This is a genomic window from Mucilaginibacter rivuli (genome assembly GCF_019391655.1).
Classification (GTDB): domain Bacteria; phylum Bacteroidota; class Bacteroidia; order Sphingobacteriales; family Sphingobacteriaceae; genus Mucilaginibacter; species Mucilaginibacter rivuli.
Map to the genome: position 1 here is coordinate 70,472 of NZ_JAHXPQ010000002.1, position 26,074 is coordinate 96,545.

The following is a 26,074-nucleotide window of genomic DNA, read 5'->3' on the forward strand; positions in this document are numbered from 1 at the left end:
CAGCATTCTATTTACTATTAGGCAACGTTATATTTTTACTAATTTCATTTAATAAATCACAGGCTGAAATATCAATTGACAACGCTATTTTACAAAGCTCTTCTACAGTCAATTTAGTAGTTCCGTTGTTAGATAACTGAGTAATTCTTGATTTGCTAATTCCTGTTCGTCTCGATATTTCGGCTTTATTAACCGATTTCTTCGTTAAATACAATCCCAATTCAGTCATTAATTTATAAATTCTTTACATACATTTAGAATTAATGTACATCTGTTTAGTTAAATGAAATAATTTTTTGGAATTTGGATAGATATTCTGTATACTTGTTTAGAAAATATAAACTTTATATTAATCCCAAGTAATCGTTTACCTGGATTTATATAGTTTAGCGGATACTTCAAAATACTTGGAAGTACTCGCACTTAGAGTCTCGCTTTAGAAACGTAGGAAGTTCAAAAGGAAACGGGAGAATAAGTGTCAGTGCTCACGCCGAAGGCGTGGGCCTGCTTATTCGTTTCCAGGTCTCCTACGACCTCTAAAGCGGTAAGTGGGTTCCACGCCTTTAGCGTTTTTCTCAATTAATGACTCGAATTGATGATTTAGTTGATTAACATACGTGGAAACATCAAAGAACATTCAGGATAAACCGGATTTCAGTACACTCACTGGAATAATGACCCGTTTTGCCCAAGTACCCTATGGTCAGTTTCAAAAAGAACTGGATGAATGGTTTGCCGATGGATTAGGTCAACAGAGTATTAAGTACACTGAGTTTGATGCTATGGGTAAGGAGAATTTGCCGAGTTTATTGAGCGATTTGGTGACTTCCATTTACGAAAGGGCCGAACGACAATGTGAAGGCCAAGGCGGAGGGCATGGTCATGGCTAAGTTTTCAAAACACACCTGGGTATTGTTGATTTGTCCACCTGAATGAGCAAGCACGTGACGGTCTTGGATTAGTTAATAGTTATACCGGGACAGGGCCGTCATTTTGCTTTGATTATTTTTTTATCCCTTATAAAATTCACATGAAAAAAAACATGCTATTTATAGTACTGGCCATGCTTTGCCTTTTTTTTAAGGTGCGCGCCCAAAATAGTCCACCGCCGTCGGCCGCACAGACGATAACCGGGAAAATCACTGACGAACAAGGATTGGCTTTACAGGGTGCGACTGTGCAGGTGGAGAACACTAAAACTGTTATAATAACAGATAAAGATGGTGCTTTTAAATTAAATCCTCCTCTCCCAAATGGACAATTACTGATCAGCTTTATCGGCTATCAAAAGGCACAGATACCCTATGACCTTTCCAGAAATGTGGCTTTATCGGTGCAGTTAAAGCCGGAAGCAAACTCATTAAATGAAGTACAAGTTATTGGTTATGGAACAACAACCAAGCGGTTAAACACTGGTAGTGTATCTACGGTTACTGCAGAAGAAATTGATAAACAGCCAATTATAAATATTCTCTCCGCTGTATCAGGAAGGGCGCCGGGTGTGTTTGTACAGACCACGAACGGGCTGCCAGGCGGCGGTGTCAGTATCCAGATTAGGGGCAAAGGTTCGATCACCGCAGGAACCGACCCTCTTTATATTATCGACGGTGTACCATATTCGTCTAACATACTCAATGCTAACAACGCTATTGGTTCAACTGCGCTTAGCGGTTTGATTAGCCCGTTCAATAGCATTAACCCTGCTGATATTGAAAATATCAGCATTTTAAAAGATGCAGATGCTACAGCCATTTATGGTTCCAGGGGTGCCAATGGAGTGATTTTAATTACGACCAAACGCGGTAAAACCGGAAAGACCAAAACAGATATCAGCTTTTCGGAAGGATTGAATACGATTGCTAACCAGCCGTCCTTGCTAAACCTGCAACAATATCTACAGGTACGGCGAGAGGCTTTCAAGAATGATGGGAAAGTACCATCAGCCGACCCAACATCGACCAGTTATGCGCCCGATCTGATGGTTTGGGACACGACACAGTCCACTAACTGGGCAAAATATATGTTAGGCGGTACCGGCCATGTGACCGACGTTCAGGGAACGGTGTCCGGCGGGAATGCCAATACGACCTTTAACATTGGCGGGAATTACCATGCAGAAACCACAGTACTCCCCGGCGATAACTTATACCAAAGGGGTGGAATCAGGTACAGTATTCAGCATCATGACCTGAACAATAAATTTTATATTGGGCTGTCCGGCGCTTACACCACAGATAATAACAGCATGGTTAATCCAAGCTCTACTTTGAGGAATGATATTATGTTGCCGCCGGATATGCCCTTGCTGGATGCGAACGGGAATATCAACTGGACTTACGGCATCAATCCGCTTGCCGAAACCAAAGACAGGTCAACGGTGAATACCGATAACCTGCTAACCAACCTGGTGTTAAAGTACAATTTGACCAAAGAATTGAATTTGAGTACGAGTGTGGGTTATAATAAGATCAATATTGACCAGGTGCAGACCTTCCCCAAGGCATCGCAAAACCCGAAAAACAGCCCATCGAATTTTTCCTATTTCGCAAAAAATTCCAACCGATCTGTCATCGTCGAACCTCAGTTAAATTACACCAAACAATTTTCCGCTTCCACCTTGAATATTTTAGCAGGTGGTACATACCAGAATACATTGAGCCAGGGATTATTCATAAATGCCAGTAATTTCAGCAGTGAAGAACTGCTGAATAATTTAGCGTCGGCCGGGACGATCACTACGATTTCCAATTCTTACCTGCAATATAAATATGTATCGGCATTCGCAAGGGTCAATTACAACCTTGATGATAAATACCTCATTAACGTCAGCATCAGGAGAGATGGCTCTTCAAGATTTGGCCCCGGAAATCAATTCGGAACTTTTGGCGCGGCGGGCGCTGCCTGGATATTCAGCAAGGAAACCTGGCTTGAAAAGCAATTGCCATGGTTGAGCTATGGCAAGATCAGGGGCAGTTATGGGATTGTTGGGAATGATCAGATTACGGATTATCAATATTTATCTACCTATGCCAGTTCGGGTTATACTTACCAGGATACCTCCGGCTTAAAACCATCCAGGATATCGAACAGCGACTTTCACTGGGAAGTGGATAAAAAGTTGGAAATGGGGATTGAATTGGGCTTTATCCAGGATCGCATTTTGTTGACCGTGAACAGATACCAGACCAGGAGTTCTAACCAGTTGGTAGCTTATGCCATCCCCACACTGACCGGTTTCAGCAGTTACCAGGCTAATTTACCTGCGGTCGTGGAAAACACCGGTTGGGAATTTGAATTGAATACGAAGAATATTCAAAATAAGTACCTGGCCTGGACGATGGCATTTAACATCACCTTGCCAAAAAACACCTTGAAAAGTTTCCAGAATTTTGCGAACTCCAGTTATGCCAACACCTTAGTTATCGGTGAGGATATTACCCGGATTTATGGCTACCGGTTCGTATCCTTAGACCAAGTTACCGGAAAAGCGATTTATGCCGCCCAGCCAGGAAGTACATCGACCACCCCATATTTTTATTATTCAATGGGCAAGAAAACGCCAGATTTTTATGGAGGTTTCGGAAATACCATATCTTATAAAAACTGGCAACTCGATGTATTTGGGCAGTTCGTAAAACAAATGGCCCAGGGGGGCATCACTTCCAGCCCGGGAACGTTTTCCAATAACTATTCCGTCATACAAAACCGCTGGCAGCAAGCGGGCGATCAAACGACTGTGGGCAGGCCGTCAACCGTTTCAGACCCTTATTATAGCTCCTCGTCCGCAAACTTTTTCGATGCCTCCTATTTCCGGCTAAAAAATGTTGCCTTGTCCTATAATATTTCCCTCAGCTGGTTAACCCGTTTGAAGATTAACAAGTTAAAGGTATACGCTGAAGGGCAAAATCTATACACCTGGTGGAACAGCAATACTGCGCTGCTCGACCCGGAATCCGGTGCCTATAACAGCACCACAAAAAATATCCCACCGGTCAAATCATGGGTTATCGGCACGCAAATTACCTTTTAAAACAAGTAAGATGAAACATTTTAAGACATATACACTTTTCATGATCCTTTTATGTCCGGTTATTTTTTCTGGCTGCAGGAAATTGATCTCCGTCGACACCCCGCAAAACCAGCTAACAACGGATAAGGTTTTTAAGGATGCTACTTCAGCAACGGCCGCCATGGTGAGCACCTACGCTTTGTTTGATAAAACGATCGATGTGAATTACAATAAATTCATGGGTTTTTATTCGGATGAGCTAAACTATACCGGGGCTACCCAGGAATATATCGATTATGTGCAGAGTGCCGTCTTTCCGGCAAATGCCACTAATCTTAATTTTTGGAAAAATTCCTACTTCGCCATTTACCAGTGTAACGACATGATCGAGCAACTGAATCATTCCGTAGCCCTACCGACAACAACGGTTACACAATATACAGCAGAGGCTAAATTCTTAAGGGCCTGGTCGTATTTTTACCTGGTCAATACGTATGGCAAGGTCCCGTTGATTTTACATACGGATGTCAATAACAATGAAAACGCGGTCAATGCCGATTCGGTAACAGTTTACAGTCAGATTATTCAGGATCTTAAGGACGCACAGGTCGGACTGAAGATATCCTATATTGGTTCGGGTAAGGTCCGGGCCAATAAATATGCGGCAACGGCATTGCTGTCCCGAATTTATCTATGGCAAAGGAATTGGCCTGATGCGGAAAGCAACGCCACTATGGTCATCAATTCAGGCTTGTACACCCCTTTGCCGTCAACGGCCAATACTTTTTTAGCCACTAGCCAGGAAACGATATTGTCATTCTGGACGCAAAATGGCTTTATCAATGATGCACCTGGCATTATCCCCAGCTCAGGGGCGCCGGGCTATTTTTATACTTCGGGGCAGTTAAACACATTTGAGACCGGTGATCTGAGAAAAACCAACTGGATTAAAAGCACGACCGTCGGTACTACGACTTATTACTACCCTTATAAATATCATAACAGGACTGCGAACACCTCGGCACCTGAATATTTGATCGCATTACGGGCTACTGAACAATTTCTGATACGTGCAGAAGCAAGGGTGCAACAGGGCAACATCACCGGGGCAATCGCTGATTTGAATATTGTCAGAACAAGGGCTGGATTGACAGCCTACTCAGGAACAATTGACAAACTCTCCGTTGTTGCCGCTATCCTTCATGAAAGATGTGTTGAGTTTTTTACAGAATGGGGTAACCGGTTTCTGGATCTGAAAAGAACGGGTACTTTAAGTAGCGTGATCAGTGTATTGAAACCGACCTGGAAACCAACAGCGGTTGTGCTTCCGATACCTCAAAATGAGATCAATACCGATCCTATGTTAATACAAAATCAAGGATACTGATATGAAAATGATAAGATACACGATAAAATTAACGAAGCTTTTCATGGTGCAGGCAATATTTTTTGCGCATCAAGCGCAGGCCAGTAATACTCATGTTAAGCTGGCGGCAGATACATTTCTGCATGTTGGAGACAAAATACCATATGATTATTTCGCTGTGGACCATTACCCAAATAAGCAACTCAATTTTTCGGAGTTGCAAGGTAAACTGGTTATTCTGGATCTTTGGGCGATCTACTGTAGTTCATGCATAGACCATATGCCCGAGATGGTCAATCTTCAGAAACAGTTTGATGGGAAGGTACAGGTCATCATGGTGACAAAAAACTCGCGGAAGGAAGTCAGCATATTGGCGGCGAGGTCAGATAACGTCAGGAACAACACGTTGCCCTCTATCACGGGTGAGCAAAGACTGGTCAGGCTATTCGATTATACCTATGTTCCGACACATATTTGGATTGACGGCAATGGGATCATCCGATATATTACTGACGGAAAAAATACAACGGCAGAGCATATCGCTGATTTTCTGGCCGGGAAGGCCCTTGATTTTAAAGAAAAAACCACGATCGGTGTGGGCAGGAAGGACGACCCTTTGTTGGTTCAGATGTACCCATACTTTGGAAATAACTTTATGATCTACTCCTACCTCGCGCCGCGAGACGATAGCAAGTATAAGATGGGTGGGTTTAAAACATTAGGCCTAAACGTCAAGGGAAGCCGCAAGATCCTGAGCGGGAATAGCTTTTCATTTATTGACCTGTATAAAATCGCCTATGGGTTCTCGCCTGTACGTAAGCCCCTGTCAAACAGCAGGGTCTCCGTCAGGTTTAATGATACGGCAGGTTACGCGGATCCCAAACGTCTTTACATTTATGAATTGATCGCGAATCAGAACATTTCCGGTCAAAGACTTGAAAAATATATTCAAACCCAGTTGGATCTGTTTTTCAATGTAAAAAGCAGCATTCAAAAGAAGGTCGTCCCTTGCTATATATTTAAGCAACTCCCAGGCGGCCTGAATGTCAATACGAACAACACCGGAGAGAGCCGTTTTCAAAAAGTGAACGGCGACTCGCTAAAAGTTGTGATGACCTGGGGGAAATTTGCGGAATATATTGACAATGAATTTCTAACGCCTCCACTTCAGGTATTGGATGAGAGCGGTATACCTCGTGACAAGTTCGTTGATTTTAAGATGAGTATAGATTTCAGTGATCTGGGTAAAATCCAAAGGTCATTGGCCCCATATGGTTTAATTTTAATGAAGGAAGACCGGCTCATGGATTGTATCACAATTGAAAACTTGTAATGTTAAAATGCAGGAAGCCCGATTCGGGCTTCCTGCATTTTAGTTAGTTTTTCTCAAGAACCGAATCTGGCTGTCCTTCGGCTGTCCCCGTAGCACAAAGCTGGCTGCCGTTTTCGCAACCGTAATGATCGATCGCTTCCTCACGAGTGCCACTAAATACACCCTGGTCGGGGCTGGTCCAGTCGTAAACAATGTCAAATGCTTTTGGAGCGGCATGTGTCTTTGAAACAAATGCACCGGAAACACCTAAGACAAGGGCTAAAGCCAACAATCCATTTTTAAACTTTTTCATAACTTTTAATTTAGTATACTTTTAATTACGCCGTTAATTTCAGGCAACGGCACCACCTGCTTTACGCGCGTGAAAGGTCTTTGAGATTATTTGGATCCTGATCATCGTCTGCCGAAGACCGGGACTTTTTGTTTTGATCAATGGCAAGGGCTGCCAGTATAATAAATCCTGCATTGAAGATCAGGTGTTGCTTCCAGCTCATTTTTGATATGATTCCTCCGCAGGTACACGGTAAAAGGTGACCGGACAGTAGCATCCCGGCAATATACACTTCAAAGGTGATCAGTAGCACGACAGAAAAATACAATGCAATCAATCGAAGCCGGTCGGACAATAAAGCAATGGCGATCAGTAGTTCGGTGACAGGGACTATCCAACCAAGAGTTGGAGCCATCAACTTCAAGATGGATAGTGGTGCCAATCGCATCTGGAACACAAACTTATTGTGATCTAAGAATTTGCTTACAGCCGTATAGGCAAACAATAAAATGAATAAGAAGGTAATAATTTCGGATAGGCGTATTTTTTTCATGATGTAAAATTAGGTGCCGGTGAATCATTCGATGGTGATTTGGATCACCACTTAGCGGGAAGCAGGTTACCACTTTACAGATCCTTTCGCATGAGGCGGCTGAGGTTTTCGCGGGTCATATTGAGGTAAGAAGCGATCAGGCGGACCGATGCCCTTCTGAAGATATGGGGATAACGTTTCCTGAACTGCCGGTACCTTTCGGCGGCGTTCCAGGTCATTAACCGGTTTCTGAATAATTCCTGATGGTACCTGCGCCGGGTAAAGATACCGGTTAGGATTCTGGTTTCAGGGAAATTGTCGGTCAACTCATAGAGCGAAAGGTACGTGATCGCGATCAGTTCAGAATGCTCTAATACTTCCAGGTAATAATCGCTCGGTTCTTTCCAGAACCCACTGTAGGAAAAGATCATTTCTTTTTCCATGTAAAAATCGACCGTATGTTCTTTCCCTGTCTGGTCAAAATAATAAGCGCGTACCAAGCCGCTTTCCAGGTACCATAGCCGGTTTTCTACTTGTCCTGCGGCATGAACAATGTGGTGTGGCCTGTATGTTTCGGTTTCCAGCCTGGCTTCCAGTTCCAGCCGGAAACCAACCGAAATCGTTGTCATAGCGGACAAGTAGCCGATCAGTGATTCCGTGCTCATAGCTAAGATTTTTAAAGCCAAAAGAACGCTCATTTTTGACCCGAAGTGGTGACATGGATAAATATATTTCCCTTAGGTTAATAAATTATTAAATAAGTAACCCATGTCACCACTTCATGCATTTTAGGCACTTATTTTTAGGTTTTATTTTACTTTAAGGATAACCTATGAAAAATATAGATTTAAAAAGCGCGAGTTTTAAAGACTTTGAAAACATTTCGGGCCAGGATGTTTATGCCACCGCCCTGGAATTTAAAGCCTATCTTCATTTCCTTCGTGAAAACGGTCATTTAAATTACAGGATCGAATCGCTGTCACCTGTTGGACCAGAAATGGATCTTTTATTGCCCGGTGATCACGAACCGACACGCTGTGTTTGTTTGGTTTCCAACGATTACCTTGGGTTTAGTCAGCATCCTAAAGTCAAAGCTGCTGTAATTGACGGGGTAAAACGTTATGGAACCGGCTCCGGCGCGTCACCTGCGATTGGCGGTCATTTCATTTATCACCGGCAACTGGAAAAGAAAATCGCAGAATTCTACCGACAAACGGATGCCATCCTATACACTACCGGTTATACTGCCAACAGTGCTACATTGCAATGCCTGTTGCACAAATCAGATATTGCGATTATCGATATGGCCGTTCACGCAAGTGTCAGGGAGGGCTGTCTGACTACCAATACAAAAACCTTTCTGCACAACGATCTGAAAATGCTGGAACAGGTTCTGAAGGCTTCTCAACATGCCTATCAAACGAAAATGGTCGTTATAGATGGCGTTTACAGCCAGGATGGTGATCTGGCGGTGATGGATAAAATTGCGGGCCTTACGCATCAATATGGTGCTTACTTGGTTGTCGATGATGCTCATGGCATCGGTGTAATTGGCAACACAGGCAGAGGTGTGATCGAAATGTATAATCTTTTCGATAAAGTTGACATTATTACAGGAACTTTCAGTAAGGCGCTGGGCAATATCGGCGGATATGTTGTCGCCACACCCGAAATAATCAATTACCTTAAATACCAATCGAAACAACATTTATTTTCTACTACTGCAACTCCCGCTATCATGGGAATAATTAAAGCCATAGAATTAATTGATGAGGAACCTGAGTGGCAGGCAAAGCTTTGGGAAAACATCATTTACATCAAGACTGGCTTAATCGGTCTTGGTTTTGATGTTGGAAACACTGCGTCGGCGGTTATTCCGGTAAAGGTTGGCGAAATTGCTAAAACGCTTGAGGCGGGAAGGTTGCTGCTTAAGGAAGGCATATATACTAACCCGATCATGTTTCCTGCGGTATCGGTCAAGGATTCACGAATCAGGTTAAATATTATGGCGAGCCATACGAAATCACAATTGGACAAAGTGCTCAATGCTTTTGCGGTCATTGACCAGAAACTAAACATATCAAAGGGCATAGTACGAAGCAATATCTGACCAATTAACCAGATTAATTAGCTATTAATTAAGATACTCCATTGCGTGGAGGTTATACGATATCGATAATTTGATAACACATGACCTGTCCATCGGTGCTTTGCTATGTTCGTAAATGGAGATTGATTATAATTCTTAATTACATATAATAGAATAATTTATGCGAAATGACTCAGTAAGTGTTCCTGTTTATCCGTTTGCATGGCTGGACGAAGTCACAGAATATACGCTAAATCCTGAAAAGCAAAGTGTCGACAATCTACAAGAAGAAGAGTTATATCAGTTGCAGGGTAAATTCGAAACGGAAATACATCAGGTACTGAACAGCCTGAAAAGTCAAACCTTTTGGATTATTTCTGAAAAAAAGAAAAAAGCCGTGTTGCAGCAATACGTTCATTCGATCAGGTTACTACAACAACAGGCCGTCAATAATCAAAAAAATTACCCCGAGGGCAGTTTACTGAAAGCAGCAGGCAATGCGATAATCAGTTACCTGGAAGAGCTATTCCAAACAATCGAGCGCAGGTATAATGTTTCTTTACCTGACCTATTGCTACCAGAAGACCAGGCGGATCAGAACCCGACATTGATCAAGATCATCTGTGAGCTCAGTATCGACCAAATGGGCATCATCCTCAAAGCCGCTGATGATATCAAACTTATTGTATCACGGTCTTTAAGCCAGGTATTCAAATCAATCGTTCCATTTTTATCAACAAGCACCAAGGATTCGTTGTCCTGGGATAGTATGCGCAGTAATTCTTACCACCCAGAAAAACGGGACAAAGAGATTGCAATTAACGCGCTCGAGGCGTTGATTAAGAAGATAAAAGAGTATTGAAACCGGTACACCTGCTATTTAGGGCTTCCAAATTGGAAGCCTTTTTTTTTGCTCTGTAGTGACAATCGCGCTCCCGTAAAAGCATTCTATTGAATCTGTTTTTTTATACTATGCCAAAACTTGTTTTTTTTCTTGTTGATTATCAATAGGATACAAGGATACAAATCGGATACAATCACATCTTGGACTTGTACACGGCATCAGCCCGAGCTTCCTTTGTATTGTCAAACAGGCTGACTATTCGGCTGAATAATTAAACAAACAGGAATCACCTAAAAACGAAAGATCATGTTGAACCAACTATCCTGGACCACCTTTTTTGAGATTGTCATTTTCCTGGCTGCAGCCTACTACATCTTTGTCCTCTTCCGCTATTATGCCGGGGATATCCGCCAAATGGTGCAGCCCCTACCCAGCGAAAAGATGGATCAAAAAATCCCTGACACGCTTCGCTTCGAACAGCCGGAAGAAAAACATCATGCCAGTTCCACAGCCGTGCACTTTGCCGGTCGGGAAAACTTTCCTGATGAAACGTTGGAAGAAACGTCCGAGCTCAGGGGAAAGCTGAAGCAATGCATTCAAAACGCATCGGGTAAACCTTTCGCCCCCGCTGTGCTGATCCCTCAGATCAAAAAGCTGTTCAGGGAATTCCCGGACCAGCAATTTTCGCCTCAGCGGCCGGCCATTAATGAATTGGTCGTCCAGGAGTGCGAACGAACGGGCACCGCGCTGCTGACGGAAGATGAAGTTGATGCATGGTGGAACGAGACACTTTAAAGTTCCGGTCCCCCGGTACCTGCTGCGTGAGGCCAGGGGTACCGGGCTAACCGGGAGCTATACCAAAATTGAAGATAACCTACCTAATCTTCCCCGTGCTGCAGGCCATGTGAAGAAGGCGGGATAGACCGGTAGCGTTTTCCTCTCCTCTGTCCCAAGGTTTGCCGGGACGGAGGACCGGGGAATGCTTGTGCAGAACTGAAAACAAAGATAACGTGAGATGGATAAGTGCAAAAGAAACCTATGGGTAAAAACCCTGAAAACGATGGCGATCGTCGCTGTCGGCACCGCGATCACTGCGATCGCCAAAGCGCAGGACGGCAACGCCGGTATCAACCAGGCCAATACGCAGGTGCGCAGTTATTTCGAATCCGGCACCAGCCTGATGTACGCCATCGGCGCGATCCTCGGCCTGATCGGCGCGGTCAAGGTCTATTCGAAATGGAATAGCGGTGACCAGGATACCAGTAAGGTCGCGGCAGCCTGGTTCGGCAGTTGTATTTTCCTGGTTGTCGTCGCCACCATTATCAAATCATTCTTCGGAATGTAAGCTGGTCGGTGAAAAATAAATCCCATTCCCGCAGCTAAGACAGAATTAACAACGCTAAAAACAAATAATCATGCAAGAGCAATTGATCCACAGACTGCATGCCTATCTGGTACAGAACCATTTAGACTTGCTCATCTCCTTACAGGAAGACCACCGCTTGGCACCCTACCTGAAAAATAAGGTCGCCTCGGTTCAGGAACTCATTCATTCCCTCACTGCTGAAAAGCGCCCGGCCTATGTCATCGAGGCGCTTTGCCTGGAGGAACTAACCCGCGACCTGCGGCCCTCCCGCTTCAATTACATGAAGAGCCTGCTCGAAGAAGAGTTTGAAGCGGAATACGGGCGGATGCGTGAAACCGGCATCCTGACCTACGAGGTCATCAACCTGATCGGAGCCTGCGAGCCCATTTTCGAGGTGTTCGGCTTCAGCGAAGATACTGATGACAACAAAGAGCTACGCTACGCGGTCATGGGCATGATCGCAGAATACGTGGGCAGCTATGCCGCTTAACCTGAAACGAAAAAGAGAATTCCGCGTCATGGCATACAATCCGCTGCAGAAATTACGGGATAACATCAGGGCGATCCGCATCGCGCTGGATTTCCGGGACGGGCTCATACCCGGGCTTGAGGATATGGATGCCTTGCGGGCCTATTCCGGTTTCGGCGGCCTGAAGGCCGTATTATTCCCGGCGGGGGACCAGCAGGAATGGCGGAACAGGAATGCTTCACAAAGCGACCTGAAACTCTATCCATCGATGATGGAGCTGTACCAATTACTAAAGGACCGACTGGATGAATCGGAATACCGGAAAGCAGTTCAGTCGATCCGGGACAGCATACTGACCGCGTATTACACGCCTGCCATCGTGCCGGAAAGCTTATACGCAGTTTTAAAGGAACAGGGCATCGCGCCTAAGCGGCCCTATGAGCCAAGTAGCGGGGCCGGTGTCTTTGTCACAGAACTCATCAAAGCCTTTCCTGACGCTGAAAAAGTGACCGCGGTGGAAAAGGACCTGGTGACAGGTTTGGTGCTCCGGGCTGCAGTCGCCAATTCACCCGTAGCCGTCGATGTCCAGATCAAAGGGCTGGAAGAAACACCACTGATCGAAAACGGGCAGCATGACCTGGTGATGAGCAATATACCGTTTGGCAATTTCCAGGTTTTTGACCCGGTTTTTCCGGATAAAGAGATCACAGGTAAGATCCACAATTATTTCTTCGCGAAAGGACTGGATAAACTGGCCGAGGGTGGCATCCTGGCTTACCTCACGACGGACGCGTTCCTGAACAGCCCGTCTAACCGCGCAACCTGCGGATACCTGTTGAACCGTGCGGACTTTGTCAGCCTGACAGTTATGCCTGACAACCTGATGAAAGACACCGGCAATACCGAAGCGCCCAGTCATTTATTCATCCTGCAAAAACACAGTCATAAAACCGGGCTATCCATGAGCGAAGAACAATTGCTGGAGCATATCTCCCTTCGAAACGATTACGGCCCCTTTTATCTCAATAAGTATATCGCCTTATATCCCGATATCGTTGCCGGGAACGAGATCAAAGCGGGAACGAACCAATACGGGCAGGCACACCGGGTGGTATGGCAAACCGGCCACATGAAAGGCATTGGTGATCAGCTGCACACTATCCTCCGCACGGACTTCAGAAATTCATTCAACCCAAAAGCATTCCGGGAAGCGCAGGCAGCTATCGCCGTGACCCAGGAACAGCAACCCGATGCTGAAAAAGAACCACGTCTGGTATATCTGCCGATGCCCGACAGCAAGGCCGTGTCCACCGCTGTGCAATTAGGATTGTTCGATAGCGTTCCCCCCGAAGGCGGTAACCGGGCGATCGATTACATCCAGGCGCATGAGGAGGGACTCGTGCAAAAGAATTCCGCGCGTTTGATCGGCAGCATCCGCACCAAAGATAAGCCGGAACACGAAGTGATCGTGCTCCTTACAGCGAGGCATTTGACCCAGCAGCAATACCTGTACAAACTTGTCGCTAATGTCGAAGGTGTGATTGTTCCCCACAACTGGCTGAACGGAAACCTGCTAAGCCAGGAATTGCCGAAACTGGTGCCCGCCTTACATGCATTCAACCATGATTTTGAGTTCGAAGGCGATCAGAGCCTGAAGGCCTATTTTAATTTCGGGAAGAACGCTGAACAATATTTCCGCTCGCTCAACGCTTTTCACCAGGAAGGCAGCCTGGTGAGCATGAACGGGCAGACCGGCACCATCCACGGGATCAATGACAGCCGTTCGCAAGCCTTGTTTAAACCATGGACGGATCAAAGGGACGCTTTATTTTTTGAGCGGTACATCCGTATCAGGGATATTTACTTTGCCCTTTCGGAAACCGAGGCGAACTCCCGGACCGAATACCCCGCTTTTCGCAGGGACCTGAATGAGGCCTATACCAATTTCCGGAACCTGTACGGCGAAATGAACCGGCCGGCCAACCGCAAATTGATCCTCAGCGATGAGCTGGCCGGTTTTAAGGTATTGTCATCCATAGAAGTTAAAGAAGAAAATGAATTCAGGGCAGCTGATATTTTAACTGGGCCGGTTTTCCAAAGTCAGGTTGCCTTTAAAACGGATGATCCGGTGTCGGCGCTTGCCCGTTGCCTGAATGAAAAGGGCGCGGTCGATCTCGCTTTTATCGGTGCAGCGACAGGGCTTTCGATAGAAGAAGTACCGGTCAGCCTTCAAAGCCATATCCTGCTGAACCCAGAAAGCCGGCAATGGGAAACGGTGGATCGATACCTGTCAGGCAATGTGGTGCAGAAAATGGCGATAGCGGAACAGGAATCCCGCAAAGAGGCTGATAACGAACAACTGGAGCGCAGCCTGGCCTCGATCAGGCAGGCACAACCGGAGGCTATCCCATTTGAACTGCTTGATTTTAATTTGGGCGAACGCTGGTTCCCGCTCCATTATTACGAACGCTTCGCTTCGGACTTTTTTGAACTGCCGGTGACTATCGCTTACCTGCATTCCGGCGACAGTTTTAAAGTGAGTACGCAAGGAACGAACCTGAAGATCACCAGGGAATTCGCTATTACGCCAAAAGAAAGCAACCGCCGGACTTTTGGCTATACGCTCCTAGAACACGCACTCGAAAATACCAGCCCTTATTTCAGCTACGAAGTAAAATCCGGGGGCAACACGAAAAGGTATCCTGATAATGAAGCGATCCAGCTGGCCCATCAAAAGATCGAACAGATCCGGACAGGCTTCGTCAACTGGCTTGCCGACCTGCCTGCAGAAGATAAAAAGCATATCGAAAAACTATATAATGATACTTTTAACTGCTACGTGCTCCGGGAATATAACGGTGAGCACCTCAGTTTTCCGGGACTCGACAAAAAAGCTTTGGGTATCGATGATCTGTATAGCTCCCAAAAGAACGCTGCTTGGCGCATCGTACAAAACCGCGGCGCCCTCATCGACCATGAGGTTGGATTAGGTAAAACACTGACGATGATCGTGGCCGCGCAGGAAATGAAGCGGCTGGGTATTGTGCACAAGCCGATGATCCTGGCGCTGAAAGCCAATGTCAATCAGATTGCCGAGACTTATCGTAAAGCCTATCCGGCCGCACACATCCTGGTCCCGGGTGAAAATGATTTTACACCGGATAAGCGGCTGCGGCTGTTTCATGAGATTAAAAACAACAACTGGGACTGCATCATTTTAACGCATGACCAGTTCGGTAAGATCCCGCAGTCGCCGGAAATACAGCAACGAATCTTCCAGGCGGAGCTCGACAATACGGACAGGGACCTCGACACCATGCGTTCGGAAGGCGGTAATATTTCGCGCCGTATGCTCAAGGGGCTGGAAGTCCGAAAAAAGAATTTAATGGCCAAGCTGAAATCGCTGGAACACGAGATCAACGGCAGAAAAGATAAGGGCATTGATTTTAAAGAGATGCAGGTGGATCATTTGTTCGTCGATGAGTCCCATAAATTCAAGAACCTGACTTTCACCACCCGGCACGACCGGGTAGCGGGCATTGGCAATATGGAGGGAAGCCAAAAGGCGCTCAATATGCTGTTCGCGGTCCGCACCCTTCAGGAAAGATTCGACAATGATCTTTGCGTTACCTTTCTGAGCGGTACACCGATTTCCAATAGTTTAACCGAAATGTACCTCATCTTCAAATACCTGCGGCCCAAGGAAATGGAGCGCCAGTGTATTGAGAACTTTGACGGCTGGGCAGCGGTCTTCGCCAAAAAGACGACCGACTTTGAATTTTCGGTCACTAATGAGATCATCGCCAAGGAGCGCTTTCGCCATTTTATCAAGGTGCCGGAACTGGCGCTTTTCTATAATGAGATCACGGACTATAAGACCGCAAAACACATTGCGCTGGATAAACCTGTGTTGGACGAACACTTGATTAATATCCCGCCGACACCCGAACAGACCGATTTTATAAAAAGGTTGATGCAGTTCGCTAAGGATGGGGACGCGACACTGATCGGGCGGCCGCCATTGACGGACGATGAGGATAAGGGCCGGATGTTGATCGCCACGAATTACGCGAAAAAGATGGCTGCAGATATGCGGCTGATCGACCCGTACAAATATGAGGATCACCCGGACCTCAAGGTCAATGTCTGCGCACGGAAGCTGGTTGAGCTCTACCGGGACAGCCATGCCTATCGCGGTACCCAGATCGTATTCTGCGATATCGGTACCCCGAAACCTGATGCTTTTAATATCTATGATGCGCTGAAGGATAAGCTGGTCAATGACATGGACATCCCGGCTAACCAGATCACTTTCATCCATGACTGGACCGATAAGCAGAAACCGGAGCTTTTCAAAAAGATGAACAGGGGCGAGATCCGTATCCTGATCGGTAGCACCGAAAAAGCAGGCACGGGCTTGAACGTACAGGAACGGGTGATCGCCATGCACCATCTGGATATTCCCTGGAAACCCAGCGAACTGGAACAGCGTAACGGCCGTGGGGCCAGGCAGGGCAATAAACTTGCGAAAACCAATTACGGCAACCAGGTCCGGAATTATATCTACGCTGTCGAGCAGTCCCTGGACAACTACAAGTTCAACCTGCTCAAGAACAAGCAAACCTTTATCTCGCAAATGAAGAACTGCGAGCTGAACGTGCGTACCATCGACGAGGGTTCGATCGATGAAAAGAGCGGGATGAATTTTTCGGAGTATATCGCCATCCTTTCCGGCGACACGACTTTATTGGAAAAAACAAAGCTGGAGAAAAAGATCGCGGTGACCGAGAGCCTGAAAACGGCGCATTTCCGGGAGATCGTCCGGGTGCGCTACCAGGTAGAAGGCCTGGAAAAGGATCAGACCACCCATCATGCTACGCTGAAAGCACTGCAAAAGGACCAGCAACTCTACCATAGTCAATTGAAAACCGATAAGGATGGCAGCAAATTAAACCATGTACTGCTAAAGGAGTTGCAAAGCGCGGATGCGAAAGCAATCGGCAATTACCTGATCCGGCTATACCGCGCCTGGAAACCCAAAACCAACGCCGATAACCCGAAGGAACTGGGCGAGCTCTACGGCTTTCGCTTATGTATCCGCCACGAAAACGTATTAGGGAGCCTGGATGGGCGGACAGGCGGTGAAGCTTACAATAGTTTGTATGCGGAACGGCCCGATGGGACAGTCAAATACACCTTCAATTCCGGCGCGCCAAACACCGATAATCCTAAACTGGCAGCAAGGTATTTTTTGAATGCCATTGATAAGGTTGACCACCTGGTGGAGAAATACCAAAAAGAAATCAGGGAAAATGAGGCGCAGCTGCCACAGCTCAAGGCGATGCTGGACAGGCCTTTTGAAAAAGAACACGAATTGCAGCAAATGCGGGCAGCACTGTCGCGGCTGGAACAGGAGATCGCGCAAAAAATCCGGGAAAAACAGGAACAGCAGCAGCGTGGGGAGCAGCCGGAAATGGAATTCGCTGCCGGTGAAGCAAAAAATGAAAAAGCCGGCGAGGCTCTCCAGGCAATGGAACCGGTGAGCCACGACCATAGCATATCCATAGAAAAGCGATCGTCAATTCATAGCAGGCAGCCGGTCGCAGAACCGGTTAACGGGTCGCTTAAAAGAACGAAAGGGGTAAAAATATGAACAACAGCATCTATTATATCAATAAGGGGATCAATAAAAGCATCGAGTTCCGGGGTTTGCGGGCGCAATATATCTGGTATTTCGGCGGCATGGTGGTCATTCTGATGGTACTTTTCGCCGTCCTGTATATTGCGGGAACCAATGCCTATATCTGCATGACCCTGGTCGGGGGCGCGGCGGTTTCGGGAAGCACCCGGCTGTTCGCGCTCTCCCATAAATACGGTGAGCATGGTTTAATGAAAGCTTTAGCACAAAAGCGGGTACCGAAAGTGCTGAAGTCTTATACCCGCAGAAATTTCCAACACTTAACAATCAGGGAGGCGAAGCCATGAGAACAGGACCAATACCCTATATGACGATCGAGGGGACAGTATTCGAAGTGGATATTGAAAGGCAGGTATTAATAGAACGTGCCAATTCCGCAAACACGATTTCCTTTATTGACGAGATGGAGGATAAAGGAACTTATTATAGCCTGGTCTATGACCTGGAGCGCAAACGCGCCTATGACAAAACCAATGGTTTTTACGAAAGCGAAGACTGGACAGCGGTAAAGGTGCCGATGCTGATCGAACTTGACCCGGAAGGCATGGCTAAAAAATACGGTTATACCGTGGAACAATTAGAAGGCAAAACGGATATGGAGGTTATCGTCGACCAGCAATTACTGGCCAAACGGCTTCATGGCGCGCTGCCAACGATCGATATCTGCGGCAGCCTGTTTTACATTGATGTGCGGTTACAGGAGTTAAGGGCGGTTGATGAACACTGGACCCGGATCGATCTGAAGACTTTGGGTATTTCCACGGAGAATGGCCGTTACCAGGCCTTTTACCACCCCGGCTCACGGGAGGTGGCCGATATCGACACTGGACTGACCCGTTTGCCGGAAGGCGTGGTGTTGGTCGAGATACCGCATGACCTGGAGCTGGATCCTGTCGCGGTAGGGCGGCAGCACGACCTGGATCAGAACACCCTGCTCCGGCAATACCCCATACAAAAGGAATTGAAAGCGGAAGTAGTCCCGCTTAGCGCGACTATGCTGCCGGGGCTTGTCCGGCGCAATCTGGAAAAATTACAGCAGCAACACGGGGATAACGCCAGGCGCGCGAAGCCGGGGAAACGCCAGCGGTTGTAGTTCGCTTTTTAAAATGATACGATCTGCCGGTGAGGGAAAAAATAAAGACCCAATTTCTTCCTCACCAGCTAAAAACTATAGGAATGAATCACATGGAAAAAGAGTTAAAAGATATACTGCCGGTCATGGGCATCGAGCATGATTGTATCCTGTCGAAACAGGGGGATATCACCATAGCGTTCAAGGTCGATCTGCCCGAACTGTTCACACTTTCGGATGAGGATTACGAGACCCTGCACCAGGCCTGGGTCAAAGCGGTCAGGGTATTACCGAAAAATAGTATCCTGCACAAACAGGACTGGTTCATTGAGCGGGCGTATCAGCCGGCTAAGGCCGGTGAAGAACCCGGCTTCCTGAAAAAAGCGAGTGACCGTTATTTCAGGGGCAGGCCATACCTTCAGCATGACTGCTACGTGCTATTGACCCGGAAACCATCAGGCCGGAAACCATCCAGTTCGCTGTTCTCCAATTTGATACGGCCTGCTTTGGTGCCACAGGATACCTTAAGTGCCAACGAACTGCGGGTATTCCTCGACCTGGCGATGCAGTTCAAGCGCCTGCTGGAGGACAGCCGTTTGATCCGATTGACCCGCATCGATGCCGGCGGCTTACAAAGCCAGGCCAAAAAGAGCGGCATTATTGAACGCTATTGCTATCTTGTTGATCGGGAAGACCACATCTTATATGAAGATATCCGGTTCGATGAGGGTATCCATATCGGCGACCGGCAGGTGGCGCTGTATACTTTAGGTGATGCGGAGAACCTGCCGGGCATGTGCGGTTCGCGGATGACCTATGAGGCTTATTCTACCGACAAGACCAAGTTCCCGGTCAGTTTCGCTGCGGGTTTAGGGCTCTTATTGCCCTGCAACCATATTTACAACCAATACATTCTGGTGGGAGACGCGCAGGCGACGCTCAAACAGCTGGAGAAGAAACGTTTGCGCCTGCAATCCCTTTCGGCTTATTCGCGGGAGAATATGATCAGCCTGGACGCGACGAACGCGTTCCTGAACGAAGCCATCAGCCAAGGGAGGCTGCCGGTCAAGGCGCATTTTAATGTGCTGGTCTGGTCGGATGATGTTACGCAATTCAAAGATGCCAGGAACCAGGTGGCTTCGGCGCTCGCGGCGATGGATGCCGCAGCGAAGCCGGAGACCGCCGGTGCGGCACAGATCTGGTGGGCCGGTATCCCGGGGAACGCGTCGGACTTCCCGCTGAACGATACCTTCGACACTTTCGCCGAACAGGCCTGCTGCTTTCTGTCGATGGAGAGCAATTATCAGAGCGCGCCGGAATCAGAAGGTATCCGTTTCTGTGACCGCGGCGGCACTCCGGTCTTTGTTGACCTCTATGATGAACCCCGTAAAAAGGGGATCACTTCGAATATGGGCACGCTGGTGATCGGAACATCCGGTGGCGGTAAATCGGTCACCCTGAATCATATTTTACGCAGCCTGTTCGACCAGGGGGCGCATCACCTGATCATCGATATCGGCGGCAGCTATTTAGGGCTCTGCGAACTGGTACAAGGTCATTATTTTACGTACACGGAAGAAAAACCGATCCGGTTCAACCCTTTTTATTTGGCGAAAGGGGAAGTCCTGGATACCGAAAAGAAGGAAAGTTTAAAAGCCTTGCTCATCTCGCTTTGGAAGGAAGAGAACGAGAGTTTCAACAGATCGGAATATGTGGCGCTTTCCAATGCGTTGCAGGGATATTATCAGCATTTAGCTGCCGGCGGCGCCTTGTTCCCTTGTTTCGACACTTTTTATGAGTACCTGGAGACCCGCTATGTGGAGGTATTGAAAGGGCACAAAGTGAAGGAACGAAATTTTGACATGGACAATTTCCTGTACGTGTTGCGGCCTTACTATAAAGGCGGGGAATTCGATTACCTGCTCAACGGCAGGGAAAACCTCGACCTGCTGAACCAGCCCTTTATTGTCATTGAGCTGGATAATATCAAGGACCACCCGATCCTGTTCCCGGTGGTGACGCTGGTGATCATGGAACTGTTCATTTCCAAGATGCGCAAGTTGAAGGGTGTGCGTAAAGTATTGACCATCGACGAGGCGTGGAAGGCCATCGCCAAAGCAGGTATGGCAGAATTCGTGCGCTACGCCTTTAAGACCATCCGGAAATTTAACGGAATACCTATCGTGGCCACGCAGGAACTCGAGGATGTGATCAACTCACCGATCATCAAGGACGCGATCATCAACAATGCCGACGTGAAGATCCTGATGGATATGCGCAAGTTCCAGGGGAAGATCGAAAAACTCACCGATGTGCTGGGCATGAGCGAAAAAGCTAAGACCATCCTTTTATCGGTGAATAAGGATAACCGAGAACTCTTCATCGACCTTGGCGGGCAGCAGATGAAGGTGTTTAAAAATGAGCTCTGCAAGGAAGAATACTATGCCTATACCACCGAAGGGAAAGAAAGGGTGGTCGTGCGTGAATACGCCGAAAAATACGGCAGCATGGAGAAGGGCATCGAAATGCTGGTCCAGGATAAAACAAACAACAAAACAGATAAGGAGGAGAACAGATGAAAAAGCAACAGGTATTAGACAGTTTATGGAGCGCCCTTCGCGCGGCCCTGCAATATTGGAACGACCAGGCAGCCAGCCAGCAGGCGATGGAACACGTTTACGTTAGAAAATGGCACGAAGACGAGCCAGTGGCTGATTACGCGGTGCAGATCCTGATCAACCCGCATGGCAGCATTTTTAAAGTGACACACCGCCACTTTGTTAACGGCAACCTGCTCAGGGAAGAAAGCTACCTGGCCACTTACGGATGGCACTCTAACGGGCACCTGATCGCCCTGGGCAGGGAACGGTACCTCGTCTTCGATCCGGCACAAAGGCAATTGTATCTCGAGGACTGGCCGGAATCCGGTGAGCGGTCCTTAGAAATTTTCGAAAAACTCTAACATAAAAACCATGAAAAGTCAAGTTAAGATCCTGATCTGCCCGCTCGCGGTCCTGTTTTTTTCCCTAAGCGGTAACGCTGTTTATGCACAGATCCCCGTCGTCAGCTTAGTCACGGCAGCCGTCAAAAAGGTCATTACGGCGCTGGATATCAAAGTGCAGCAATTACAGAACCAGACCATCGCCCTGCAAAACGCGGAGGCCTCGCTGGAAAACAACTTGCACCTGAACAGCCTGAACGATATTTCAGGGTGGTTGAATAAAGAGCGCAGCCTGTATAGCGATTATTACCAGGAACTGGCGAAAGTTAAAACCATCATCAGTGGCTATGACGAGGTACGAAAGATCGTCAGTAAGCAAAGGCAGTTGCTCGATGAATACCACCAGGCCAGTACGCTTTTTCACCGCGACAGCCACTTTTCAGCGGCGGAGATGAATGCCATGGAAAAAATTTACAGCGGCATCCTGCAGGAAAGCGCACGCAACCTGGATGAGGTGATGCTGGCGGTCAATTCCTTCCAAACGCAGATGGATGACGCAGAACGGATAAGTATGGTGCACCATGCATCGTCGGGTATGCAGACCAACCTCGATCATTTGCGGCAATACAATAACCAGAATGTCACCCTCAGCCTTGAACGGGCTAAGGATGACCTGGACCGGCAAGCTGTCAAACAGATGTATGGAATCAATTAGGGGAAAGATCACACCTTAAAGCTAATCAATATTAACGTCAAAACATATACCATGAAAACTCTCAAAAGCGCCTTGATATATTTTTCCCTCACCTGTCTCTTTGCCATAGGTAGCAACGCCCAGGGCATCTTTAACCAACAGTCGTCAAAGACCAACCTGATGCTTGCCCAGATCGCAGGTTATCAAACCTATCTGCAGGAGATCAAAACAGGCTATCATATCGCGGAAAGCGGGTTGAACACTGTCCATGAACTCAAAGGTGGTACCTTCGATCTGCATGCGGCCTATTTCAATTCCCTGCAACAGGTGAACCCAGCCATTAAAAACAACCCGAAAGCCAAAGCGGTAGCCGACCTGCAGCAGCAGATCATTACCCTGTTCACCGCCGAACTATCCTGGCAGCAAAAACAGCAAATACTCAGCCCGCAGGAGATCGCCTATATCAAGGCTGTTTATCAGAACCTGCTGGGCAAGTGCAAGACGGACATCGCAGAATTGAACGATGTCCTGACACCCGGAAAAATGCAGATGACGGACCACCAGCGGCTCGACAGGGTAGATCATGTGTATGCCGCTATGCAGGATAAGCAGGCCTTCGCTTCTTCGTTTACCAGCCATTGCCGGCAAATGGCGACCGACCGGAAAAGGGCCAGGCTGGATAATGAGCAGCTTAAAAAATTATACGGGATCGGGTAAACCTGTTGGCCGGTGAGGGAAAAAATAAAAAGGCGATGGTTTAGGCCTATCGGTTAGTCTGTTTTTCTTCTTTTATCGAACAGATCAAAAACATTAACAAGCATTATTATGAAAAAGAAAGTCATCATTATTTGCATTGGCTTACTGACGGCGGGAATGTTCCCCCGTACCGGAAAAGCCCAATCCATCGCCCAGTTGACGGAGCAACTGGCGCTGGACTATCAGAAACTCGCCGGGTTGAAAAGTATCCTTTCTCAAATGTATACGGGGTACGAAGTTCTAAGCAAAGGTTACCACACTGTCAAAGATGTGTCGCAGGGTAATTTCAGCCTTCACGAAGCATTCCTGGACGGCTTGCTCATCGTCAGCCCGGCAGTCCGGAAATACCCCAGGGTCGCGGATATTATCAATGATCAGAGCGCAATGATCAGCGAGTACCATTCGGCGTATGCCGGTTTCCGGCAGGACAAGCATTTCAGCCCGGATGAGGTGAGCTATATGCTCACTGTTTACAATAACCTGGTGAGCGCCAGCCTGAAAAACCTCGACGACCTTTCGATGGTCATGAGCGACAGCAAGATGCGCATGAGTGACGCGGAGCGACTGGCCGCGATCGACCGCATTTACACAGGCGGGCATGGACAGCTGGCCTTCCTGCGCAGCTTTAATGACCGCAATTACCGGGTGGCGGTACAGCGGGCAAGGGACGCGGGTGATCAGCGAGACATCAAAAATTTATATGGTATTAATTAAACGAAAGCCATGAAAAGAAAAACCACTATCCCAATCCTAACGATAGCCCTGCTTGTTTGCTCACCCGCTATCGCCCGTGCACAGGGCGTCGCCGATGACATCCACAGTTTGCAGGGGATATTGAATAGCCTTTATAACCAGATGATCCCGATGTGCTCCGGTATGATCGGGGTCGCCAGGGGTATTGCGGGTTTCGCGACGCTGTGGTATATCGCTGCCCGGGTCTGGAAACATATGGCATCAGCTGAACCCGTAGATATTTACCCTTTATTGCGGCCGTTCGCGATCGGGTTCTGCATCCTGGTCTTCCCGTCCGTATTGTCACTCATGAACGGTGTATTACAGCCTGTAGTGACAGCAACCCAAAGCATGGTCACCAATTCGAACCAGGCGATCGCCGTGATGCTGGACGGTCAGCAAAAAGCACCCGACCCCCAGCAGGGTACGACCAATATGAACGGTGATCCTGACAAGTGGTACCAGTATAGCCACCCGGACGGGACAAGTACGAACGGTACGGCGGCGACGACCAATATGGCAGACCAGTTCTCGGGCTGGGGCTGGAAGAACATGATCAAAAAAGCGATCGCCGAACTATTGAACGTCCTGTTCGAAGCTGCAGCGCTGTGCATTGACACGATCAGGACGTTCAAACTCATCGTGCTGGCCATACTAGGGCCGCTGTGTTTCGGCTTCTCGGTTTTCGACGGGTTCCAGCACACCTTGAAACAGTGGATCGCAAGGTATGTCAATGTGTTCATGTGGCTGCCTGTGGCGAATATTTTCGGGGCGATCATCGCGAAGATCCAGGAGAACATGATCCGGTTACAGCAATCCGGCAACCTCCAGGGAAACGAGTTTGGCAATTCCAATACGGCCTATCTCATTTTTATGGTCATCGGTATCGTTGGTTATTTTACCGTACCGAGTATCGCGGGCTATATCGTGAATGTCGGCGGGCACGCTTTATTCAATAAGACCAGCGCGCTGGCTTCGATGGCCACGACCTATGTCGGCGGGTTGATCATGCAGAACATGACCCAAACACCGCCACCAAAGGACCCTGCCGGAAGCGCAGGCGGACAGGATCCGATGCGTGGAAAACTATCAGGGAAAACCTGAGGCTGAACAGGGTGCAGGTGAGGGAAAAAGAAGGTTCAAAGTTCGTCAAAGGTCGCCACGAAAGTTGCTGCCATACCCGTTTATTTTTTCCCTCACCGGCAATAATTCATTGATACGACAAACAAGGTTGGTGAAACAGATCAAAAAGGAGAAAAAATCATGTTCAAGAAATTAAGAAATATCGAGACCGCATTCCAGCATGTCCGGGGATTTACGATCGCGGTCGTAGCCGGCAGCTTCCTGATCGTATGTTATACGGTCTATCAGTGCAGGAGCCTGATCTCGGCGATACAGCAAAAAGTTTACATCCTGTACGATGGCAAGGTGCTGGAGGCTGTCGCAGCGGACCGAAAGGATAATGTGGCCGTCGAGGCCCGTGACCATGTCCGGACATTCCACCAGTTATTTTTCACGCTTGACCCGGATGATAAAGTTATCCGGGCTAATCTCAGCAAAGCGCTTTACCTCGCAGACGGATCTGCCAAGAAGGAATATGATAACCTGACGGAGAGCGGGTATTACGCGAACATTATCGCAGGAAATATCAGCCAGCAGATCCAGGTGGACAGCGTGTCGGTCGACCTGCGATCCTATCCCTACGCCTTTCGCTGCTATGCTACGCAAAGCATCATCCGAACGACGAGCACGGTCACGCGGAGCCTGATCACAGAGGGGGACTTGCGGAATGTTTCCCGGAGTGATAACAACCCGCACGGGTTTTTAATCGAGCGCTGGACGACGGTAGAAAACAAGGACATGAAAGTGATCAATCGTTAACCCCGGCCCTATTTATTTTTT

The 26,074-nt window shown here is 47.6% G+C and carries 23 protein-coding genes; 19 read left to right on the forward strand and 4 right to left on the reverse strand.

All coding sequences use genetic code 11. The features are described from left to right. Positions 1 to 7: 7 nt before the first annotated feature. Complete coding sequence (locus tag KXQ82_RS04410; RefSeq protein ID WP_219486953.1) at positions 8 to 229, reverse strand: helix-turn-helix domain-containing protein; 222 nt, start codon at positions 227 to 229, stop codon at positions 8 to 10. A 388-nt stretch (positions 230 to 617) separates the two neighbouring features. On the opposite strand from KXQ82_RS04410, the gene KXQ82_RS04415 reads away from it, so the two are divergent. The 4 genes from KXQ82_RS04415 (at position 618) to KXQ82_RS04430 (ending at position 6,708) form a co-directional block, all read left to right on the forward strand. Further along, positions 618 to 890 (forward strand): hypothetical protein, encoded by a 273-nt coding sequence (locus tag KXQ82_RS04415; protein WP_219486954.1) that lies wholly within the window; start codon positions 618 to 620, stop codon positions 888 to 890. A gap of 140 nt (positions 891 to 1,030) precedes the next feature. Then, positions 1,031 to 4,030, forward strand: coding sequence for a SusC/RagA family TonB-linked outer membrane protein (locus tag KXQ82_RS04420; protein ID WP_219486955.1), 3,000 nt, complete (start codon positions 1,031 to 1,033; stop codon positions 4,028 to 4,030). 10 nt (positions 4,031 to 4,040) lie between these two features. Beyond that, positions 4,041 to 5,396, forward strand: a complete 1,356-nt coding sequence (locus KXQ82_RS04425; protein WP_219486956.1) for a RagB/SusD family nutrient uptake outer membrane protein — start codon at positions 4,041 to 4,043, stop codon at positions 5,394 to 5,396. Between the two features lies 1 nt (position 5,397). After that, complete coding sequence (locus tag KXQ82_RS04430) at positions 5,398 to 6,708, forward strand: TlpA family protein disulfide reductase (protein WP_219486957.1); 1,311 nt, start codon at positions 5,398 to 5,400, stop codon at positions 6,706 to 6,708. A gap of 43 nt (positions 6,709 to 6,751) precedes the next feature. On the opposite strand, the gene KXQ82_RS04435 is transcribed toward KXQ82_RS04430, so the two are convergent. The 3 genes from KXQ82_RS04435 to KXQ82_RS04445 all read right to left on the reverse strand — a co-directional run bounded on the left by KXQ82_RS04435 (position 6,752) and on the right by KXQ82_RS04445 (position 8,140). Continuing rightward, entirely contained in the window at positions 6,752 to 7,000 is a 249-nt protein-coding gene (locus tag KXQ82_RS04435; protein WP_219486958.1) for a hypothetical protein, read from the reverse strand. A 61-nt stretch (positions 7,001 to 7,061) separates the two neighbouring features. After that, the gene (locus KXQ82_RS04440) at positions 7,062 to 7,532 is read right to left on the reverse strand and encodes a MauE/DoxX family redox-associated membrane protein (RefSeq protein WP_219486959.1); all 471 of its coding nucleotides are present in this window, start codon (positions 7,530 to 7,532) and stop codon (positions 7,062 to 7,064) included. Positions 7,533 to 7,606: 74 nt separating this feature from the next. Next, entirely contained in the window at positions 7,607 to 8,140 is a 534-nt protein-coding gene (locus tag KXQ82_RS04445) for a Crp/Fnr family transcriptional regulator (RefSeq protein ID WP_219486960.1), read from the reverse strand. Between the two features lie 203 nt (positions 8,141 to 8,343). On the opposite strand from KXQ82_RS04445, the gene KXQ82_RS04450 reads away from it, so the two are divergent. From KXQ82_RS04450 to traK, 15 genes are all read left to right on the forward strand, one after another. Continuing rightward, the gene (locus KXQ82_RS04450) at positions 8,344 to 9,621 is read left to right on the forward strand and encodes an aminotransferase class I/II-fold pyridoxal phosphate-dependent enzyme (RefSeq protein ID WP_219486961.1); all 1,278 of its coding nucleotides are present in this window, start codon (positions 8,344 to 8,346) and stop codon (positions 9,619 to 9,621) included. Between the two features lie 160 nt (positions 9,622 to 9,781). Continuing rightward, entirely contained in the window at positions 9,782 to 10,462 is a 681-nt protein-coding gene (locus KXQ82_RS04455) for a hypothetical protein (RefSeq protein ID WP_219486962.1), read from the forward strand. Positions 10,463 to 10,750: 288 nt separating this feature from the next. Then, a complete protein-coding gene (locus KXQ82_RS04460; RefSeq protein WP_219486963.1) occupies positions 10,751 to 11,239 on the forward strand; it encodes a hypothetical protein in 489 nt (162 codons plus the stop codon). Positions 11,240 to 11,504: 265 nt separating this feature from the next. Beyond that, positions 11,505 to 11,789 (forward strand): DUF4134 domain-containing protein, encoded by a 285-nt coding sequence (locus tag KXQ82_RS04465; protein WP_219487489.1) that lies wholly within the window; start codon positions 11,505 to 11,507, stop codon positions 11,787 to 11,789. A gap of 70 nt (positions 11,790 to 11,859) precedes the next feature. Beyond that, entirely contained in the window at positions 11,860 to 12,300 is a 441-nt protein-coding gene (locus KXQ82_RS04470; RefSeq protein WP_219486964.1) for a hypothetical protein, read from the forward strand. Further along, on the forward strand, positions 12,290 to 17,932 hold the full coding sequence (locus tag KXQ82_RS04475) for a helicase-like domain-containing protein (RefSeq protein ID WP_255563429.1): 5,643 nt from the start codon (positions 12,290 to 12,292) through the stop codon (positions 17,930 to 17,932). The genes KXQ82_RS04470 and KXQ82_RS04475 overlap by 11 nt, the downstream gene beginning before the upstream one ends. Continuing rightward, on the forward strand, positions 17,929 to 18,264 hold the full coding sequence (locus tag KXQ82_RS04480) for a DUF4133 domain-containing protein (RefSeq protein ID WP_219486965.1): 336 nt from the start codon (positions 17,929 to 17,931) through the stop codon (positions 18,262 to 18,264). Before KXQ82_RS04475 ends, KXQ82_RS04480 begins: the two co-directional genes overlap by 4 nt. Then, on the forward strand, positions 18,261 to 19,070 hold the full coding sequence (locus KXQ82_RS04485; RefSeq protein WP_219486966.1) for a hypothetical protein: 810 nt from the start codon (positions 18,261 to 18,263) through the stop codon (positions 19,068 to 19,070). The genes KXQ82_RS04480 and KXQ82_RS04485 overlap by 4 nt, the downstream gene beginning before the upstream one ends. Positions 19,071 to 19,162: 92 nt before the next feature. Beyond that, positions 19,163 to 21,628, forward strand: coding sequence for a TraG family conjugative transposon ATPase (locus KXQ82_RS04490; protein ID WP_219486967.1), 2,466 nt, complete (start codon positions 19,163 to 19,165; stop codon positions 21,626 to 21,628). Next, positions 21,625 to 22,011, forward strand: a complete 387-nt coding sequence (locus KXQ82_RS04495) for a hypothetical protein (RefSeq protein WP_219486968.1) — start codon at positions 21,625 to 21,627, stop codon at positions 22,009 to 22,011. Before KXQ82_RS04490 ends, KXQ82_RS04495 begins: the two co-directional genes overlap by 4 nt. Before the next feature lie 10 nt (positions 22,012 to 22,021). Then, positions 22,022 to 22,705 carry a conjugal transfer protein TraI gene (locus tag KXQ82_RS04500; RefSeq protein WP_219486969.1) on the forward strand — a complete coding sequence of 228 codons (684 nt, stop codon included), beginning with the start codon at positions 22,022 to 22,024 and terminating at the stop codon, positions 22,703 to 22,705. A gap of 51 nt (positions 22,706 to 22,756) precedes the next feature. After that, on the forward strand, positions 22,757 to 23,401 hold the full coding sequence (locus KXQ82_RS04505) for a hypothetical protein (RefSeq protein ID WP_219486970.1): 645 nt from the start codon (positions 22,757 to 22,759) through the stop codon (positions 23,399 to 23,401). 108 nt (positions 23,402 to 23,509) lie between these two features. After that, the gene (locus tag KXQ82_RS04510) at positions 23,510 to 24,154 is read left to right on the forward strand and encodes a TerB family tellurite resistance protein (RefSeq protein ID WP_219486971.1); all 645 of its coding nucleotides are present in this window, start codon (positions 23,510 to 23,512) and stop codon (positions 24,152 to 24,154) included. Between the two features lie 9 nt (positions 24,155 to 24,163). Next, positions 24,164 to 25,276, forward strand: coding sequence for a conjugative transposon protein TraJ (gene traJ / locus KXQ82_RS04515; protein WP_219486972.1), 1,113 nt, complete (start codon positions 24,164 to 24,166; stop codon positions 25,274 to 25,276). Between the two features lie 159 nt (positions 25,277 to 25,435). After that, positions 25,436 to 26,053 carry a conjugative transposon protein TraK gene (gene traK, locus KXQ82_RS04520; protein ID WP_219486973.1) on the forward strand — a complete coding sequence of 206 codons (618 nt, stop codon included), beginning with the start codon at positions 25,436 to 25,438 and terminating at the stop codon, positions 26,051 to 26,053. Positions 26,054 to 26,074 lie beyond the last annotated feature (21 nt).